Below are 18,501 nucleotides of genomic sequence, written 5' to 3' on the forward strand. Positions count from 1 at the left end.
ATCTGGGAAAAACGAGCCTTTCGTTGAAAGAAAGGAGGATGCTGCATCCTTTCCTCCTTGTCATCGAAAAATGTCGCAGTGGCAAGGTGATCTTTCAAGACGCCTGTGGAAAAAGAAAGCTGGAAGATCTCCCCGGCGTTCTTCGGGGGAAGCTGAAATCTTTCTCCAAGGCAAGCGAAGAAAGAAATACCTCAGCCGCTGCACCCAATACATATATTCTTAATAAATGGGTAATCAACAGACGTGGGGAATTCCATAAGCAGAAGAATAAAAGGACGTCAGCGGCATGATGCCGCTGACGTCCTCTGCCCCGGGATCGTTTCGCTTTTCTCCCGCAGCAAATCTTGCCGTTTTTTAAAGCAGCTTTTCTCCAAACAACGATCCGATCAGTGCCACAGCTGCTTCCGCCGTCTGGTTTTTCACATCAAGAATCGGATTAACCTCTACGAATTCTGCAGAAGTAATGATACCTTTTTCTGCGAGCATTTCCATGGCGAGATGCGTCTCACGATAGGAAGGCCCGCCAATCACCGGCGTACCTACCCCCGGGGCATCATGAGGATCGAGCGCATCGAGGTCAAGACTCAAGTGGACCCCGTCTGTTCCCTGCGAAACGTGCGCCGCCGCTTCCTCCATCACTTTCGTCATCCCGAGCCGGTCAATTTCATGCATCGTGTACACGTTGATCCCGCGGGCTTTGATCAGCTCACGTTCTCCTTTGTCCAGAGACCTCGCTCCGATAACGACCGTATGTTCCGGCTTCACTTTCGGTGAAAAACCGCCGATATCCGTGAGCGCCTTATGACCGAGACCCATCGATGCTGAAAGCGGCATGCCGTGGATATTGCCCGAGGGAGACGTTTCTCCTGTATTGAGGTCACCATGGGCGTCGTACCAGATCACACCGAGATTTCTGCTGCGGGCTGCACCCGCCAGTGTGCCGATAGCAATACTGTGATCGCCTCCCAGGACAAGCGGGAAGTACCCTTCCTCAGCGGCCTTCTTTACAGCGGTCTGCAGATCCTCGCTGGCCTGCACGACCACATCAAGATCCTTTAAATTATCTTCATTCTTTACGTCGTACCGTTCCGGTCGCCCGATATGTATATCCCCACGGTCATCCACCTCATATCCGAGTGCCTCCAGCCGCTCTGTCACACCTGCATAACGAATGACGCTCGGTCCCATATCCACTCCCCGGCGCATCTGGCCGAGATCCATCGGTACACCAATCAATGCAATCTTCTTCATCAGCTTTCCCTCCATTTCTTATGTAACGCAAGGGGGAGATGACTCCCTCTCATATTCGTCCGCAGGCGCTGGGCTTGCGCAAGGCTTGTCTGCATCCTCCCGACCACACAAAGAAGGTTGGCACTCTGCGGGATGATTGTTGATCACTGCGGTCTGTTCACTAAGCTTATCCTTCGTAGAACCAAAGCGCGGAGCGACTTTTGATCGGAACGGCGTGCGGCGTCGCTGCATGCTTTTCAAGGGAAGAAAGGGGTTTGCTTTCTTCCCGCGCAGCGTACGAAGTCGGCGTCACCCTGTATGAAAACTTATACATTCTTACACCTTCAAAAAAGAGCTTCGGCCAACCGGTGGCATTCTTTGTCGCTTACGTCCGTCCTGACGACCGACGTCCAGGCGCAGAAAAACCGCCAAAAGCCGTTCACTTCCGGCGGTTTTGCCTCTATTCGGATATTACCACGGAAGAACAGGGGATTCCTGCCTGTTCTTCACCTATTTTGACAGAAGGCCTCTCACCGCAAAAGTAATGTTCTGAGGACGTTCTGCTAGCCGGCGCATGAAGTAGCCGTACCAGTCCTTGCCGAAAGGAATGTACACCCGCATTTTGTATCCTTCTGAAGCAATCTCTTCCTGCAGTTCATTGCGGAAGCCATACAGCATCTGAAATTCAAATCGGTCTTTTTCAATTCCGTGTTCTTCAGCGAAGGCTTTAATTTCAGCAATGATATGGTGGTCATGTGTTGCCACTGCTGCGTAGGAACCATTGAGCATGTGCTGCTTGATAATGGCGAGATAATTTTTATAGACCTCGTCATTGTCCTGGTACGCCACTTCCGGAGGTTCATTGTAAGCACCCTTGATCAAGCGGATGTTTGTCCCTTTCAACGCTTCGACATCCTGCTCCGCGCGGTACAAATACCCTTGAATCGCCGTTCCGACATTATCGTATTCTTTCCGCAGCTCCTGCAGGACACTCAGTGTCGGCTCCAGATGAGAAGAGTCTTCCATGTCGATCCGGACGAAGTTGTTGTGCTTTTTTGCTTTGTCGAGAATCGCCCGCATATTCTGCATGCAGATGCTTCTGTCAATATCGAGTCCGAGCTGAGTCAGTTTTAATGATAGATTGCAGTCTACGCCGAACGAGGCCATCGCATCCAAAGTCCGGATGCAATAATCTGCCGCATCATCGGCTTCAGCTTTGTTGTATACAAATTCGCCGAGGTGATCCACCGTCGCGCTCAATCCTTTTTCGTTGAGCATCCGCGCTGTCTCCATCGCCTCTTCAATCGTTTCACCAGCAATCACAGATTTGGCACCGAACTTCGGCCCCCATTTTGTTGCTTTATTCTTTATGAACGCATTTTGAGACAAAAAGAGAAAAAAGTTTCGAGTAATCATTGTTATGCCACTCCTTTCTATTGGTAGAAGACAGCCGGGATCGTATATAATGAGTGTTCCCTCTTTTGTTCTGAGCAAACCGACTGGTACTGTTATACAATGCAATATCCATGCCAAAGTTAAAACCTTCTATTGTAAGGGCTTACACGAAACGAACCGCAAAATGATTTTGCACTGACAAAAAATCAACCCGCTTAAGCCAATTTATTTGTCATTCTGAAGGAGCGTCGTTATGACTGCACACATTCTCACTGAACCGGTCCGGCGACTGCTTGACAGCCTCGATACCGGCATTCACATCCTTGACCATACCGGCCACTCGTCTTTTTACAATCAAAAAATGGCTGCTATCGAAGGATTACATCCGGAAGACGTCACCGGCAGATATATTATGGACATTTTCAACTTTTCTTCTGAGGCGGACAGCCGGCTGCTGCAGGCACTCCATCACGGCAGGAGCACCAAAGCGGCACAGCAGACGTACTTTACTTATCAGGGAAAAGCCATCACAACTGTCAATGATACATTCCCACTGTATGAGCATGGATGTATTATTGGTGCTGCCGAAACAGCAAGAGACGTGACCGCACTCAAACAGGCTTCCAGCAGGAGGAGGCAGCGCCCTTTTACATTTCAGGATGTAATCGGAACCAGCCCGGGGATCACCCGCGCAGTGGAGACAGCCCAAAAAGCGGCCGCCACCTCTTCTACTGTGTTGATAGACGGCGAAACCGGGACCGGCAAAGAAGTGTTTGCGCAGAGTATTCATTATGGAAGCAGAAGAGCACCGCATCCGTTTATCAGCCAGAACTGTTCCGCCCTGCCGGAGCAGCTTGTAGAAAGTTTGTTTTTCGGCACAAGACGCGGAGCTTTTACCGAAGCACAGGATCATCCCGGCTTGTTTGAACAGGCTGAAGGAGGAACCTTGTTTCTCGATGAGATTCATACGCTGCCATTCCACCTGCAGGCGAAGCTGCTTCGTGTGCTTCAGGAAAAGACGATCAAACGACTCGGGGATACGAAAGAAAAACCGGTCGATGTCCGCATCATCGCTGCGATGAACCTGGATCCTCAGGAAGCGCTCGAACAGAGGCAGCTTCGCTCGGACCTCTATTACCGGCTGCGGGTCGTGTCTCTTTCGATCCCCCCGCTCCGCGAAAGAAAAGAGGATATCCCTGCCTTTACATCCGCGTTTATCGAGAAATACAATGATGCTTTTCAAATGCAGGTCCCTGGTATCACAGGAGGCGCCGAAGAACTCCTGTACGCTGGTACTTTCCCCGGGAATGTCCGGGAACTCGAACACATGATTGAAGGCGCCATGAACATCAATAACGGCCGGGAGCCGATCGAGGAAGCGCACCTCCCCGTTCCAGGAAGAAGGTACAGCAGCACAGCGCCCCCAGCCGCTCCCATCATGGAGCAGCCGCTGACTGTTTTTCTGGAAGATCAGGAGCAGCAATACGTGGCACAGGCGTTGGAAAGGCATAGCGGCAATATCACGCATACCGCAGAAGCACTGGGATTGAGCCGGCAGAGCCTGCAGTACCGGATGAAAAAACACGGCCTCTCGGGATAGACGACAACCGAAACCGGCGGCGCAGGAGCCTCTTCGGCAGATGCATCAACCTTTACAGCAGAAGAGGGCCGGAACAAACGAAGTTCAAAGACCCCAAGCGCAGAATAAACCACTTTTCTGCACAGATAAAAAGCCGGCAACCATCATCATGATTGCCGGCTCCTTTTATTCTCCCTCGTGAACAGGGGCCTGGATAATCTCTTCGTTCGTATCATCGACAAGCTCAATGGTGTGAAGATCAAAACCGCCTGCGGTCAGTTGAATCGCTCTTGTAAGCTGTTCAATGTCTTCCTGAGGCGCATCTTCTGCTGTGAACTGCACGACACCAGTTCCGTTTTCCGTGAAGACCTCTTCGACTTCAATTGATTCCGGGAGTGCGGATTCAAATCCGTTCTCCGCCTGTTCCATCTCTTCTACTGTCTCTTCAAAGCTGAGAGGGTCACCTGTGCCGTTTGTCGTTGGCTCGCCGGCTTCCCGGGCACTGACATAGGCGCCGCTGTCATCCTGGTAGTACCCTCGGTTTAAAGTGGAGATAGAAAGAGAAGATTCACCACTCTGGCCGAACGAGGCTTCTTCTTCTCCGGCCTGGAAATGAACTTCCGTTATCCGGTGGTACGAGAATATTTCCTGCAGCACATTTTCCGTATGCGTATACTCTGTGCTCGACATCGACTCCAGCAGCGTCCCCTCCGCAAACTGCAGCACTACCTGTCCTTGTTCCGGCTCATTCACCTGGACTTCTTCAAGCTGATTGGAGAACAGTCCGTCCAATGTTGGATCACTCTCCTGAAGGGAGCGCAGAAGCACTTCTTCCAGCGACGCACCGTTTCGTTCATGCGCCGTTATAACAACCTGCTCCTCCTCATTCACTGAGGCTGTCACATAGGCAGCATCCTCTTCGGTCACTGCGTATTCAACAGCAGCGGGCTCGTTGTTCAACGGTTCGTTCCCCCGCTGGTTGCTGTTGTTATTGTCTGCCATGTTGCGATCCGCTTCGTTCTCTCCCTCGTTGTTCGTATTGTTTAACGGAGCTTCATTCGCATATTCGACTTCGTTTTCTTCGTTCGTATCCTCTTCCGCGGAGTCATTCTCACCCGTATTCATGTTGTTGTTTGTGCTGCTGTTGTTTTCATTCAGATCGTTTGTTTCTTCCTGCTCATTCTCTTCTTCCATGTTCACTGCTGTGCCTGCGTCATTCTGGACATCCATCTCGCTTCCCGTCTGCGTGTCACTCGTAAACAGACCGGTGTTCATCAGCGATGGTACCATCAGTAGAACAAGAAGCGCGGCAGCGGCAGTAGCTGCCATAGGGAAAAACCACTGTTTTTTCTTTTTCGGGGCCGGCTCCTGCGCCATTCCCTGTCTAACTGCCTGGAAAATCTCGTCTTTCGACTGTTTATCTTCGATTTTCGGCATATCCGTCAATGTTTGTTCAATGTCTTCTTCGTTCCATTTTTTTCGGCTCAATAGTCACCCTCCTCTCCTTCCGGCAGCGCATCTTCAAGGTGCTTACGGAGCGACTTGACTGCGCGGTGCTGGGTGGTTTTCACTTTACTCTCAGACCATCCGAGGATGTCTGCACATTCGGCTATCGAAAGTGCCTGGATATAGCGAAGCAGGATGACCTGCTTCTGATCGGGCGTTATTTTATCCAGCATCAGGTAGATATGCTGGACCTCCTCCCGCTTCGTTACAATTTCATCCGGAAGCGGCTGCTTGTCTTCAATTTCAAACTCGCGCTCACTCCATTCATACTCCTTCCCTTCTGATTTTCGCTTTTTTCGGGACTGCCGCCGGATCCAGTCGATCGCAACGTGTTTTGCGATGGAATACAGCCAGGTTTTCTCACTGCTTTTCCCCTCGAACGTGTCAAGCGAGTGAAGCACCTTAATGTAAACTTCCTGGACAAGTTCTTCAGCGGTCTCACGCTGGCGGACAAGATAAAAAATATATTGAAACAACTGCTGGTGGTAAGCAGAGTACAAACGTTCGAATTCCTCTTTCACGGAATGACCTCCCTGCTTCATCTATTTTGTCGATTTTTCGTTTATGAACGTTACATTGTTGTCAGGTCGATTTTCTTTTCTCATTGTATCAGAACTCGTTTCTGCAGACACGGTGATTTTGATGCAGTCGTTCCGATTTCCACCCACGTCACTGTTCGCCTGCCTCCTGGATTTTTGTCCGTTTTCAACCTTACAACGGGCAGGCCGCCCGCACTTAAAAATGCCGTCAGCATAGCTGACGGCATTTTTAAGTGCCCGTCTGTTTGAAATGGCATCGAAATCTGCAGGGTGCTTCCTTCTTCTCTTTTTCCCGCCCCGAGCCCGGAAGGACGCTTTTCCATCAGCGACATCCCGGCTGGATCGTCAGGCTGCACCGGATCCTCAGAGAAACGTCTGCCCCTTATGAAAGAATAGAGTAGGAGAGCAGTCATTAGCCGGTGCATCGGTCGACTGCTGCCTTGTCAGGATTCGGACGGCGCCTCCCTGCGTGGGATAATATCAAAGATAGCCTCCGATTCAAAAAGGTCGATTACTTCCTGCATCCATTCATAGTAAGCTTCTGCATCTTCCAGCCGCTGTATGTCGAAAGCAGCTTTCTCACGCACGCGTGCCGATGCTGCCTGCTGCATTAAATGCTGCAGATCTTCCTTGGAGGCTCTCAGTGCCTTCAGATTTTCACTGGAGGACTGGCTCCAACGCTTAATAAAAACATTCGTGAACGATTTGTACCAGTTGGGATCCGTTTGATATAAATCTTTCCGCACCCCTTTTCTCCACGTTTTTTTGATCATATCCGCCTCCGAGAGGGCACGCACCCCAGTGCTCATGCTCGTTTTGCTCATGCAGAGATCTTCACTCATTTCATCCAGCGTCAGCGGTCTCTCCGAAAAAAAGATACTGCCGTATAGCCTTCCGGCTGAGTTTGTTATATCATATAGATGTATATTCTGCGCGACTGCGTTTACAAAGCGTTCTTCCGCCTGAACCAGGCGGTCCCACTCCCGTTCCTCCGGCGTCTTCTTCATGAGATGCCCTCCTTCACATAAATCCTTCATTATCGTAGCAGAGGCTTCATGGAAACCAAACCTTCATATCCTGCAGGAAATCGACGCTATTCGACGTATCCGCACGCAAAAAGAATGTTATGTTTGTACAGTTTTTTCTGTATAAACTTTTTGCGGCGAGAGAACCTGAGACGCCGTTTGAATTCCCCTCTTCAAAGCAGTATAGTATATAAGGTCTGATTTTTTACATTTACCCATAATTCATCGGGATCGTAAAAAACTTGTTCAGTAAAATATGAAAAAGAGGTGACAAGGGTGGCTAAAATTGAAGTCCGCAATTTATCCAAAATCTTTGGTAAGCGGCCGAAGCCGGCACTCGAAATGCTTCGGGAAAAACATTCAAAAGAAGAAATCCTGAAACAGACAGGACTGACTGTCGGGGTTAACCGTGCGACATTCGATGTGCACGAAGCAGAAGTCTTTGTCATTATGGGACTTTCAGGAAGCGGTAAATCAACACTTGTCCGTCTCTTGAACCGATTGATTGATCCAACAGAGGGTCAGATTCAAATCGACGGGGACGACCTGGCAAAAATGGACGATAACTCTCTACGCGAAGTGCGTAGAAAGAAAATGAGCATGGTGTTCCAGAAATTTGGTCTCTTTCCTTTCCGGACGATCCTCGCCAACGTCGAATACGGTCTGGAAGTACAGGGCATCGAAAAAGAAGAACGCCAGAAGAAAGCATTGTCTGCGCTGGAACTCGTAGGCCTGAACGGCTATGAGCATCAGTTTCCGGACCAGCTTTCCGGCGGTATGCAGCAGCGTGTCGGTCTTGCACGGGCACTCGCTAATGATCCGACCGTCCTTCTCATGGACGAAGCATTCTCCGCACTGGACCCGCTGATCCGCAAAGATATGCAGGATGAGCTGCTTGATCTTCAGGCGAAAATGCAGAAAACCATCATCTTCATCACGCATGATCTGGACGAAGCCCTCCGTATCGGGGACCGGATCATGATTATGAAAGATGGCGCGGTTGTGCAGATTGGTACACCAGAAGATATTCTGATGCATCCAGCTGATGACTACGTCCGCCGCTTTGTAGAAGATGTGGACCGCTCGAAAGTATACACAGCTGAACATATTATGGTCCGCCCAGAAACAGTGAATATAGAAAAAGATGGAACCCGCGTCGCCCTGCAGCGTATGCGTGATGCCGGCATTTCCAGTATTTACTGTGTCAACCGCTCGCGCGAGCTGCAGGGGATTGTCCATGCCGCAGATATTGCAGAAGCAGTGAAACGGGACGAACGGGATGTAACACCTTACCTCCATAGAGATGTACCTACCTGCGCTCCGGAAACGTCGATGCACGATCTTTTCCACATGACGTCAACATCGAACGTTCCGATTGCCGTAGTAGGAGAAAACGATAAACTTGTGGGCATTGTGATCCGCAGTAAAATTCTAGCAGCACTTTCAGGGGAAGAGGTGAACACCATTGAGTGATCTCTGGCAGGCGTTTTATGACTGGTTCGATGCGATTCTGGATTTCATGCCGGAACCCAACCTCGGCCAGTGGATTGAAGATTTTGTCGACTGGCTGCAGAATGCAGACTTTGTTTTTGATGGTATCCGAGGTGGTGTTGCAGCCATCACCAATTCGTTTAACTTTACCTTCGGGCTGATACCACCTATATTATTTATATTGATACTAACCGTATTAGGATATATGCTCATCCGCAAATCCGGAAAATACGGACTGCCGATCCTCATTTTCTTTGGACTTCTGTTCATTGAAAGCATCGGCTACTGGGATGACTTGATTCTGACCCTTTCCCTTGTATTGACAGCCACGTTAATCTCTGTCATTCTAGGTATTCCGGTCGGTATCTGGATGGGGAAAAATGACCTAGTTAAAAACATCGTCACCCCTATTCTTGACTTCATGCAGACGATGCCTGCATTCGTTTACCTGATTCCGTCGGTTGCGTTCTTCAGCATCGGTATTGTGCCTGGTGTTATTGCATCCGTTATCTTTGCGATGCCGCCGGTTGTCCGACTGACGAACCTCGGTATCCGTCAGGTACCTGCAGAAATGATCGAAGCATCAGAGGCTTTTGGTTCCACTTCCGGACAGAAGCTCTTCAAAGTACAGCTGCCGATGGCCAAAGTTACCATCATGGCCGGCATCAACCAGACGATCATGCTTGCACTTTCGATGGTTGTTATTGCAGCAATGATCGGTACAGACGGTATCGGACGTCAGGTATACTATGCAGTAGGCCGTAACGATATGGCGATGGGTTTTGAAGCAGGGATCAGTCTTGTTATCCTCGCTATCATTCTCGACCGTATTACACAGGCACTGAATCCGGAAAACCGTAAATAGTTTTTTCCTTCGCCGGGTTACCGGCAGAAGTGAAAAATAAATAGCTTCATCAAATTAAAAGGAGTGGTCAAGTAATGAAGAAATCACACAAGCTCAGTTTAGCAGCAGGTATTTCATTCACGCTTTTCGCTGCCGGCTGCGGCAACGATAACAACGGTGAGGAAAACGCAGGCAACGTCAACGACAACAATAACGTGAACAACGTAAACGTCGGTGATGAGAACAACGATGACAACATGAACAACGACAACAACATGAACAATGACAACAACGACAACATGGATAACAACAACGATGACAACAATGACGGCGGCGCTGCATTCGATGCCGATGAAGTCGACTACACCATCACTGGGATCGATGCTGGCGCAGGTGTCATGTCTGCAGCTGAAGATGCACTCGAAACGTACGACCTCGCCGACTGGGACGTTTCTGCAAGTTCCGATGCTGCGATGACACAGGCACTCGGCGACGCATATGAGAACGAGGAACCTGTTATCGTAACCGGCTGGACTCCACACTGGAAGTTCGCAGAGTTTGACCTGAAATTCCTCGATGATCCAGAAAACGTCTTCGGTGATGCGGAAGACATCCACACATTCGTACGTGACGGCCTGTCTGACGATATGCCGGAAGCTTACGAAGTACTCGACAACTTCCACTGGTCGGAAGAGGACATGGGTGAAGTAATGTCCGCTATCCAGGAGGGTGAAGATGAAGAGGATGCAGCCCGCACATGGATCGATGAGAACGAAGATACCGTTTCCGAGTGGACAGACGGTGTCGACGAAGTAGACGGCGAAGAAATCGAGCTCGTGTTCGTAGCATGGGACTCTGAAATTGCTTCTACGAACGTTGTGTCCCACGTACTCGGCGACCTCGGCTATGAAGTAACGATGAACCCGCTAGAAGCAAACTTTATGTTCCAGGCTGTAGCTGAAGGAGAAGCAGATGCACACGTTGCCGGCTGGCTCCCACTGACACATGATCACCTCGTTGAAGACTACGGGGACGACATGGAAGACCTCGGTGCAAACCTTGAAGGTGCTCAGACTGGCCTTGTTGTACCAGAGTATATGGACATTGAATCCATCGAAGACCTACAGCAGTAAACCATAGCAGCAGGCAGAGGAACAGCTTTCACCAGCGTTCCTTCCTGCAGCGAAAACCCGCGCCGGGAGAATATCTCCAACGCGGGTTTTTTCGTGAAGTCGAGGCTCTAAAATAAATGTAGGGGAAAAGATTCATTTCTTTGACGTTTCTCATTCGCTTCCGGCAGACGCTTACCAAGGGGCTTGTCCTCCACTATTATTTGCGTTGCGGAGAAGGATTTTGGACGGCGCTTCATCCCTCTGACGTCGCCGCCCTTCCCTCCTGAAAAGGATTCGTTTTTGTTTTATCTAAGAGAATCCCAGGTGCCATTTGAAAAGCGTCTGAGCATTCTGAGCCTCTTCACCCCAACATGTGAAGAACAACCTATTTGTTGAGATAGGAGAACGATTCGCAGACCAAAAGCACGCAGGCCCTTTTATCCTTCGTACTGGAGCTGCCAGAAGCAAGGGCTCTGCGTGCATCGTTCTCATTTTCAGCTGTTGTCATCGCGTCTATTGGGCAGTTTCTTCCGGGCCCGCTGTTTTTTCTCTTCCAGCCAGGTGACAGCCCGATCCATCCATCGACGGCCGAGCTTCGTGTTATAAAGCAGAGACAAAATGTACCGGAAGGCCGCCGCATAGAAAATAACGCCCAGCACCGTCAGAAAGGTAATGACAATCGTCCCGGTCGTCGATTCCGGTTCAATGTAGGCGTAACCGAAAAAAGCGAGCGACAACACGCTCCCCACCCAGGCTTCGAGGTACATATCAAACCGTTCCGTCTCCGCCCAGTAAAGCAGGATCGTAGATATAAAGATCGTCAGGAACAACCCGGGAATCAAATGGATGAGTTTTTGTTCAACAAGCAGCTTGATGGCCGGCTTGGCATAATATTTGGTGATCACCTTCAACCGGAAGAAATGCAGAATTCTGGCGATGCGGGCGAATTGAAATATCGCATCAAGGGGGATCACAGCAATCACGATGAACGGATTCGATTTGATAAACCCCCATTTGTCCTTCGTCCGGAACAGCCGGATGACAAAATCCACGAAGAAGATCCCCCACGTTCCCCATACGATCTCACTCTCAAACTGGGTGTCATACCAGATGGTCGAAACGGCGAGAAAGGCAAGACCAACCATGAGCATTTCATATAAATATTCGGGCGTGGACCGGGATTCTTCTTCAGCCATGTTTACACTCCTTATAAGAACGGATCGCAAACTTTCTGCGTAGATATGTAACCTTTCCCCGCAAAGCACGTCTAACAAACGGGAAGCATCAATACTTAGAAAGTATATGAAAGAAAGGATGTTATTGATTATGAAGCGAACAGCATTTGTTTTATTCAGCGCAGCCTCCATCACGGCTCTGACCGCATGTGGACAGGGAGAGGAAGAGAACCTCACGGATAATGCCAATGTCGGCGGAGCAGACGAAGTGGAAGAAGATCCGAGTGAGGACAACAATGAGAACGATGAGAATGAACCAAATAATAATAACGACGACAACGTAAACAACAACGACAACGGCGAAGAGGACAATGAGGAGCTCTCCACCTCCAATACCGAGAATGATGCTGACAACCAAGAGAACAACAACGCCATGAACCTGAACGACAACAACGAGACAGACGAAGCAGACCTGGGCAGTAACAATAATAATAACGTCAACAATACCGAAAACGATACGGATAACAACAATGAAACGAACGAAGGAACAGAAGATCAGGAAGCGGACGTCCTCGACAGTCTGTATCTGTATTTCGCGGATGACCAGCTGCTCGATACGTTCCGGGTAGCATCCGACCATTCCGTCACCATGGATGATGCAGGTGCTGCAGAGGCGATGGAGCTCTGGGAAGCAGGTCCGGAGCAGGATGGACTCTACGGACTTCTGCCAGAAGGCAGCTCGGTACAGTCTGTAGAACTGGACGATTCGCTTGCAACTGTCTCTCTTTCCGGAGAAACAGAGGAAGCCAACCTGGGCTCCAGCGGCGAAGCGATGCTGACGGAACAGATCGCCATGATGATGGAGCAGTTCGGTGCAGATGAAACCATGATCCTGATTGACGGAGAAGAGACCGACAACTTCCTCGGCCATATGGATCTCTCTGAACCGGTCCAGGCTGGTTCACCAGAAGACTACGACCTGTACGAATAAACGACGAAAACGTCCAAGCTGCACCACCATGTATCAGTAGATCCTGAAAAGTGGAGAAGCACTCCTGATCAGGCAGCCATACAGAAAAAACAGGCACAGGGTCGTCTCGAAAGACATAGAGACGGCCCTGGCTTCGTCTGCGGCTCAAATGAATGGTGTGCCTGCTTCGTTCCGTCGACATCCCGCAGCTTTCATGAAAGGATGAGAACCTATGCTGAAAGAAGTACATCACACGGTTATGCACAGCTACCCTGGGCTGGTCGCGCTTATTACGGCTGCTTCCGGAACAAAACGCAGCCTCATGGCTGCCGGATGGCATTCCTGGATTTCCTATGAACCGCCGATCTTTGGAATTTCTGTTGCCCCTGAGCGCTATACACACCACATTATGGAAGAAGCCGGCTCCTTTGCCGTCCAATTTCTCCCTGCCGGCTGCGAAAGTGTGATTCAGACTGCCGGCTCGTTCAGCAGCAGCGAGACAGACAAATTTACGTTAACTGGAGTAGAGACGTTCACCGGCCATCTTGGTCATCCGATCCTCTCCGATGCTTATACAGCCTACGAATGCAGGACCATCCATCAGCATTCTTTCGGAGATCATGACTGGTTCGCTGCGGATATCCTTCATTTTTACCGGAGAGACGCTCAATTTCGTGCCGACGGCCTTCCAGAGTTCAGTCATGCTTCTCTCCCCCTCTATCTCGGCCGTTCCACCTATCTTCGTGCAGGAACCAGTTCCGAAACAGTCCAGCACCGTTTCCGGTGAATCAGGGATCCTGCAGAAAAAGCGACAGCACATTTTCAAACTGCTCCGCTGTTTCCACGTGAGCTTCCTGATAAACAATGAGCTCGTAGTACGTCCCGCCGCGGACCCAGTCCGCGGCCCACTGATGCTGCTGCTCATACACGAGCACATCCACTCCGTCGACTTCCCACTCCTCCGTTTCCTCATATTCCTGAAGAACCACCTGGAATCCATTGCGGTTCATCCGAAAATCTGCATAATGACTGTGATATGTATGATAGTACAGGAGCCTCCTCGTCCGCTCCCCCGCTTCCTGCAGCTCGTTATGTGCCTGCAGGTCTATCTCGGTTACTTCGTTTTCTTCTGCTTCCGCACCAAAAATGAACTCCATCCGGTAAGGCATATCGCCGAACCTCGTCTCCCCACTTTCCTCATCGCGGTAAGAAGGCTGAACATGCTTGGCCGCAGAGACAGTCTCCCACTGTTCCGGAAATTGAAATCCGCTGTAGGAGAAGGAAGGCGGTATGTGCGAATATGGATGCGGTTCTTCCTGATTTTCCCCTGCTGAACACGACACGAGCAGAAGGATGATGAACACCATGATGAGACGCATGACATGCAGCTCCTTTCCTCTAGCTTGAACAGAACTTCGTGAAGAAGAACCGGCTGGCGCTCTGCTCTCCCTCCGGCTTGTGCCCGAAACACGGGAGAAACATAACCGCAGGACGGTCGAAGCTGCCGTCCGCACAAGGACATCTTCTTCCCTATCCGATGTGAACACCTTCTCCGCAGTGACCCTTTTCATGGAGCTGAACAAGCCCGGCTGCATCAATGCTGCTGCTTGCGCGCAGCAATTGTGTCTATTTTAGCAAACTACAGCTCGAATGGCTTCTATCTTTTCCTTCGTCCATGATAAACTATGCGTTGGACGACTGCGAATTTCTGATAGAGGAGCTTTCCCATGCAGAAAACAGATTACGCCGGCCCACGGGCCGATTATTACAAGCGGAAGCTGGACCGCCACCGCAGACCGGAACGATTTGCCGGCTGGAACAGCGCCGCCGCCGCTGCTGCTCCCTTGTGGAGCGCTTCCCGGCACATGTACGGCTGGACAGGCCTTTACTTCCTCTGGCTGCTGCTGCTGCTGACAGTGGAGTCGTTTCTACCGGCAGTGTTGGGACTCACTGCTGACGCTCAGGCGACACCGGTCCTGTTCGTGATCGGCATGATCCCAGCCCACGTGCTTTTTGGCCTTTTCGGCAACGCCTGGTATGCGGCCAAACTCCAGAAAATTCAGGAGCATCAAGCCGGCGAACGCCGACTGGCACCCGTTTTTCAATGGTATGGTTTCAGTGTTCCCGCTGCTTTGCTGACGAACGTGGTGCTCGGCCTCTTCATTCTCTTTCCCGCCGTGCTGATCAGCCAGTGGCAGTTCAACCCCCCTTTGGATCATGGCGTCTATGTCTACATGGAAACGGACATGCCGCCGCAGGGGGCACTGGATGTCCGCGGAGAACCTGTGTTTGAAAAGTATGAAGACGGGCTGAATATCCTCTACTCCGGCGAAGCAGTGGGCGATCAGGAGATTACCGTGGAGCTGTACTACTGGGATGATTTTGCCTGGGATTTGTACGACGAGCGCAGCACCTCCTTTTTCAGCGATGAACGAGTCACAATGGACCTGCTCGACCTGGAAGACCCTGCAGTACCGGCAGGTGAATACGAGGTGCACTTCTACCTCGATGAGGAACTGCATGATACGGTACCTTTTACCGTTACACCTCCAGCATCCTAGAGGAACCTGTTCTATGTATAAGAGGGCCGGAAGTCAACATGCTTCCGGCCCTCGATCTTTCAATGACGAGCTGCACATCCGGTGAACCTGCTCCCGTCCTGCTGTCAACCTATCGGCGTGCCGTTCGGAAGGGCCTCATCCGCCTGCAGCAGAACCACATCCCCCTCCCCCGGCATACCGCCGAGTACGAGCACTTCCGACGTGAACCCGGCTATTTTTCTCGGTGGGAAATTGACGATGCCGATCACTTGTCGTCCTATTAACGTATCGGGGTCATACCGCTTGGTGATTTGAGCACTGGTCTGCTTTACACCGATGTCATCACCGAAATCAATTTCCATCGTGATGGCCGGGACACGTGCCTTCTCCAGTACACCTGCGTGCAGAACCGTCCCTGTCCGTAAATCCAGCTTCTGAAAATCTTCAAATACTGCCATGTGTTATCCCCTCTCTTTCTGTCGATCTCTTTCTCTTTTCGTTGTCATTATCCGGATTTCCTCCTTCTCTTCTCTAAAATTGTAAAAACAAGTAGAAAATGATGGACACCCCTTTTCCTCTCCCGTATAGTCAGTTTACCGGCTCTTTCCAAAAGGCTTTGTTAAAGCCTAGTGTTGTTATAACAAAAGTACGCCTGCGGCTCTTTTTTCTGGTTCTAAAATACATGTTGGGGTAGAGGTTCATTTCCATGGCATCTTTTTTTCCGTTTCAGGCGGACGCTTGCCAAGGGGCTTGCCCTCAACTCTCCTCGCGTTGCGAGGAGGATTTTCGGACGGCGCTTGATCCCTCTGGCGTCGCCGCCCTTCACTCCTGAAAAGGGTTCGTTTTTGTTTTTTCTTTTCAAAGAGAATCATAGGTCCGCCATTTGAAAAGCGTTTGAGCATTCCTAAGCCTAATCAGCCCAACATGTGAATGAGAACCTTTTTTCTTCGCTTGCCGCGGAGACATCCTTCCGCTCTCCCTCCCTTACATCCGGGAGGATCGTCACGCTTTCTTTATCCGCAGGCGTCTCGAAAAATAGCCTGGGCCTGCTCCGTTTCATAAACGTTTCTTTTCTTTCAGAAGGACGCAGCGAAGACCGGCGGACGCCTGTGGAAGAAGGAGATCGGAAGATCCCGCAGGGCGTAAGACCGAGGAAGCTGGAGATGTCCTCCACGGCAAGCCTGCCGAGCTGCAGCGGAGTTTTCTGTCATTATCAACAATAAACGATAACAAAGCCTTCCAAAAAGGAGGAATTGGATGGGGAAATTCGAATACGAAACGAAAAAACCGAATATCGTGTTTTACATTGCTGCACCTATTGTGCTGGCATTTGTTCTCTGGGGGTTCTTCAGCCCGGATTCATTGGAGTCAGCCTCGAATACCGGACTCGGATTTACGCTTAATAACTTCGGCTGGTTCTATATGCTGGCGACAGCTTTTTTTATTGCCTTTATTTTATTCTTAGCTGTCAGTCCATTCGGAAAGTTAAAACTCGGAAAACCGGATGAGAAACCAGAGTACCGCTTCTTCACTTGGCTCGGCATGCTGTTTTCAGCCGGCATCGGTGTCGGTTTTGTGTTCTGGGGCGTTGCCGAACCAGTACTGTACTTTTTTGACCCTCACCCTGACTATGTGGATGCAGGGGAAGGCACGCGTGCAACAGCAGGGCTCCGCTACGGCGTTTTCCACTGGGCACTTCATCCATGGGCTATCTTTTCGCTCGTAGCACTCACGCTGGCATATGTGCAGTTTCGCAAAGATCAGCCTGCTCTGATCAGCTCGGCATTCCAGCCGCTGATTGGAGACAAAGCTTACGGCGCCTTTGGAAAAAGTATCGACACCCTGGCGGTGCTCGCCACCTCCACAGGAGTCGCCACAACATTCGGCCTGAGCGCCTTACAGATTTCAGGCGGGTTATCCTACTTAATCGACGGCGTCAACAACACCCCCGTCACCCAGAGTATCATCATCGCCGTCGTGACGATTTTGTTCATCTTTTCAGCAGCTACCGGCGTTAACAAAGGGATCCGGATTCTCAGTACGATCAACCTCACGATAGCAGCGATCCTCCTGCTGTTTGTGATTATCATCGGGCCCACGCTCTTTATCGCCCAGAATTTCGTCACAACCATCGGCGGGTATATGTCGAACGTGATGACGATGAGCCTCGATCTCGACCCGTTTGGTGACGGCGAATGGCTCGGAAACAATACGATTTTCTTCTGGGCATGGCATATCTCCTGGGCACCGTTCATGGGAATATTTATTGCACGGATCTCCAGGGGACGGACCATCCGCGAATTTGTCGCCGGTGTCCTGCTCGTTCCGTCCGTGCTTGCGGCACTATGGTTTACGACGTTCGGGGGCACCGCTCTCAGCCAGATTCTCGGGGGCAATGAAGTCATTGGGGATCTTGTCATGGAAAACGAGGAGCTCGCCCTGTTTGCCATGCTTGGGGAAATGCCTCTTGCGATGATTACCAGTTCTCTGGCGATTCTGCTGATCGTGATTTTCTTCATCACGTCGGCCGACTCCGCTTCTTACGTGCTCGGGGCCATGACCAGCAGCGGCAGTCTGAATCCGAAGCTGATCGTCAAGATTATCTGGGGATTTCTCATTGCCGGAACGGCCTCGGTTCTCCTTGCTTCCGGCGGTCTGGAGGGACTGCAGACGGCTTCCATTGTCGCTGCCCTGCCGTTTGCGATCATCATGGTCGTCATGCTCTTCTCGCTCCTCATCATGATGGGGAAAGATATCCGTCTGGATAAATTAAAGCAGCGCAAGAAAGAGCGGAACCAGGTGAAGCAGGAAGTATACGGCGGGATGAAGAAAAATGTGTATGATGACGTCCGCGACGACATGCGGGACGACATCCGTGATGACATCAAAGAGGATGTCCGTGCCGAACTGAAAAAGGATATGTACAAAGACCTCCGGGAGGAAGTGTATGAACAGGTCAAAGAAGATATGTACGAGGAAGTGAAAGAAGAAGCGTACGAAGAATTGAAGGACAAGCTTTATGAAGATTTGAAAGAAGATCTCCAGGAAGAAAAGGAGCAGGATCAAGACGAGAAACGCTGATCCCTCCTTCCTTT

16 protein-coding genes are annotated in these 18,501 nt (G+C 50.5%); 8 read left to right on the forward strand and 8 right to left on the reverse strand.

Features of this window, described 5'->3' with window-relative positions; genetic code table 11:
* Nucleotides 1–354 precede the first annotated feature (354 nt).
* Complete coding sequence (gene rocF / locus G477_RS0110430) at nucleotides 355–1,251, reverse strand: arginase (protein WP_026697897.1); 897 nt, start codon at nucleotides 1,249–1,251, stop codon at nucleotides 355–357.
* 489 nt (nucleotides 1,252–1,740) lie between these two features.
* Nucleotides 1,741–2,646, reverse strand: a complete 906-nt coding sequence (locus G477_RS0110440; RefSeq protein WP_026697898.1) for a proline dehydrogenase family protein — start codon at nucleotides 2,644–2,646, stop codon at nucleotides 1,741–1,743.
* Nucleotides 2,647–2,878: 232 nt separating this feature from the next.
* Between G477_RS0110440 and G477_RS0110445 the strand changes: the two genes are divergently transcribed.
* Nucleotides 2,879–4,225, forward strand: coding sequence for a sigma-54 interaction domain-containing protein (locus G477_RS0110445; protein ID WP_026697899.1), 1,347 nt, complete (start codon nucleotides 2,879–2,881; stop codon nucleotides 4,223–4,225).
* Nucleotides 4,226–4,390: 165 nt separating this feature from the next.
* Here the strand turns inward: G477_RS0110445 and G477_RS0110450 are convergent, their stop codons facing one another.
* The 3 genes from G477_RS0110450 to G477_RS0110465 all read right to left on the reverse strand — a co-directional run bounded on the left by G477_RS0110450 (nucleotide 4,391) and on the right by G477_RS0110465 (nucleotide 7,256).
* Entirely contained in the window at nucleotides 4,391–5,692 is a 1,302-nt protein-coding gene (locus tag G477_RS0110450) for a hypothetical protein (protein WP_026697900.1), read from the reverse strand.
* Nucleotides 5,689–6,231 (reverse strand): RNA polymerase sigma factor SigX, encoded by a 543-nt coding sequence (gene sigX / locus G477_RS0110455; RefSeq protein WP_026697901.1) that lies wholly within the window; start codon nucleotides 6,229–6,231, stop codon nucleotides 5,689–5,691. Before sigX ends, G477_RS0110450 begins: the two co-directional genes overlap by 4 nt.
* 461 nt (nucleotides 6,232–6,692) lie before the next feature.
* The gene (locus G477_RS0110465) at nucleotides 6,693–7,256 is read right to left on the reverse strand and encodes a GbsR/MarR family transcriptional regulator (protein WP_026697903.1); all 564 of its coding nucleotides are present in this window, start codon (nucleotides 7,254–7,256) and stop codon (nucleotides 6,693–6,695) included.
* Nucleotides 7,257–7,550: 294 nt separating this feature from the next.
* On the opposite strand from G477_RS0110465, the gene G477_RS0110470 reads away from it, so the two are divergent.
* From G477_RS0110470 to G477_RS0110480, 3 genes are all read left to right on the forward strand, one after another.
* On the forward strand, nucleotides 7,551–8,747 hold the full coding sequence (locus G477_RS0110470) for a quaternary amine ABC transporter ATP-binding protein (RefSeq protein WP_026697904.1): 1,197 nt from the start codon (nucleotides 7,551–7,553) through the stop codon (nucleotides 8,745–8,747).
* A 37-nt stretch (nucleotides 8,748–8,784) separates the two neighbouring features.
* Nucleotides 8,785–9,630, forward strand: coding sequence for an ABC transporter permease (locus tag G477_RS0110475; protein WP_245575484.1), 846 nt, complete (start codon nucleotides 8,785–8,787; stop codon nucleotides 9,628–9,630).
* Nucleotides 9,631–9,704: 74 nt separating this feature from the next.
* The gene (locus tag G477_RS0110480) at nucleotides 9,705–10,742 is read left to right on the forward strand and encodes a glycine betaine ABC transporter substrate-binding protein (protein ID WP_026697906.1); all 1,038 of its coding nucleotides are present in this window, start codon (nucleotides 9,705–9,707) and stop codon (nucleotides 10,740–10,742) included.
* A 473-nt stretch (nucleotides 10,743–11,215) separates the two neighbouring features.
* On the opposite strand, the gene G477_RS19360 is transcribed toward G477_RS0110480, so the two are convergent.
* On the reverse strand, nucleotides 11,216–11,917 hold the full coding sequence (locus G477_RS19360) for a hypothetical protein (protein WP_205622337.1): 702 nt from the start codon (nucleotides 11,915–11,917) through the stop codon (nucleotides 11,216–11,218).
* Nucleotides 11,918–12,047: 130 nt separating this feature from the next.
* Between G477_RS19360 and G477_RS20555 the strand changes: the two genes are divergently transcribed.
* Nucleotides 12,048–12,887, forward strand: a complete 840-nt coding sequence (locus tag G477_RS20555) for a GerMN domain-containing protein (RefSeq protein ID WP_026697907.1) — start codon at nucleotides 12,048–12,050, stop codon at nucleotides 12,885–12,887.
* A gap of 211 nt (nucleotides 12,888–13,098) precedes the next feature.
* A complete protein-coding gene (locus tag G477_RS0110495) occupies nucleotides 13,099–13,653 on the forward strand; it encodes a flavin reductase family protein (protein WP_026697908.1) in 555 nt (184 codons plus the stop codon).
* Between the two features lies 1 nt (nucleotide 13,654).
* Here the strand turns inward: G477_RS0110495 and G477_RS0110500 are convergent, their stop codons facing one another.
* Nucleotides 13,655–14,245, reverse strand: a complete 591-nt coding sequence (locus tag G477_RS0110500; protein ID WP_026697909.1) for a hypothetical protein — start codon at nucleotides 14,243–14,245, stop codon at nucleotides 13,655–13,657.
* A gap of 348 nt (nucleotides 14,246–14,593) precedes the next feature.
* Here G477_RS0110500 and G477_RS0110505 point away from each other — a divergent pair, with 348 nt between their 5' ends.
* Nucleotides 14,594–15,427 (forward strand): hypothetical protein, encoded by an 834-nt coding sequence (locus G477_RS0110505; RefSeq protein ID WP_026697910.1) that lies wholly within the window; start codon nucleotides 14,594–14,596, stop codon nucleotides 15,425–15,427.
* A gap of 104 nt (nucleotides 15,428–15,531) precedes the next feature.
* Here G477_RS0110505 and csaA read toward each other — a convergent pair whose 3' ends face one another.
* Nucleotides 15,532–15,864 carry a chaperone CsaA gene (csaA, locus tag G477_RS0110510; RefSeq protein WP_026697911.1) on the reverse strand — a complete coding sequence of 111 codons (333 nt, stop codon included), beginning with the start codon at nucleotides 15,862–15,864 and terminating at the stop codon, nucleotides 15,532–15,534.
* Between the two features lie 799 nt (nucleotides 15,865–16,663).
* On the opposite strand from csaA, the gene G477_RS0110520 reads away from it, so the two are divergent.
* Nucleotides 16,664–18,487 (forward strand): BCCT family transporter, encoded by a 1,824-nt coding sequence (locus G477_RS0110520; RefSeq protein WP_026697913.1) that lies wholly within the window; start codon nucleotides 16,664–16,666, stop codon nucleotides 18,485–18,487.
* The last annotated feature ends 14 nt before the right edge of the window (nucleotides 18,488–18,501 follow it).

It is taken from the genome of Alkalicoccus chagannorensis DSM 18086 (assembly GCF_000429725.1).
In the GTDB taxonomy this organism is placed as follows: Bacteria; Bacillota; Bacilli; order Bacillales; family Salisediminibacteriaceae; genus Alkalicoccus; species Alkalicoccus chagannorensis.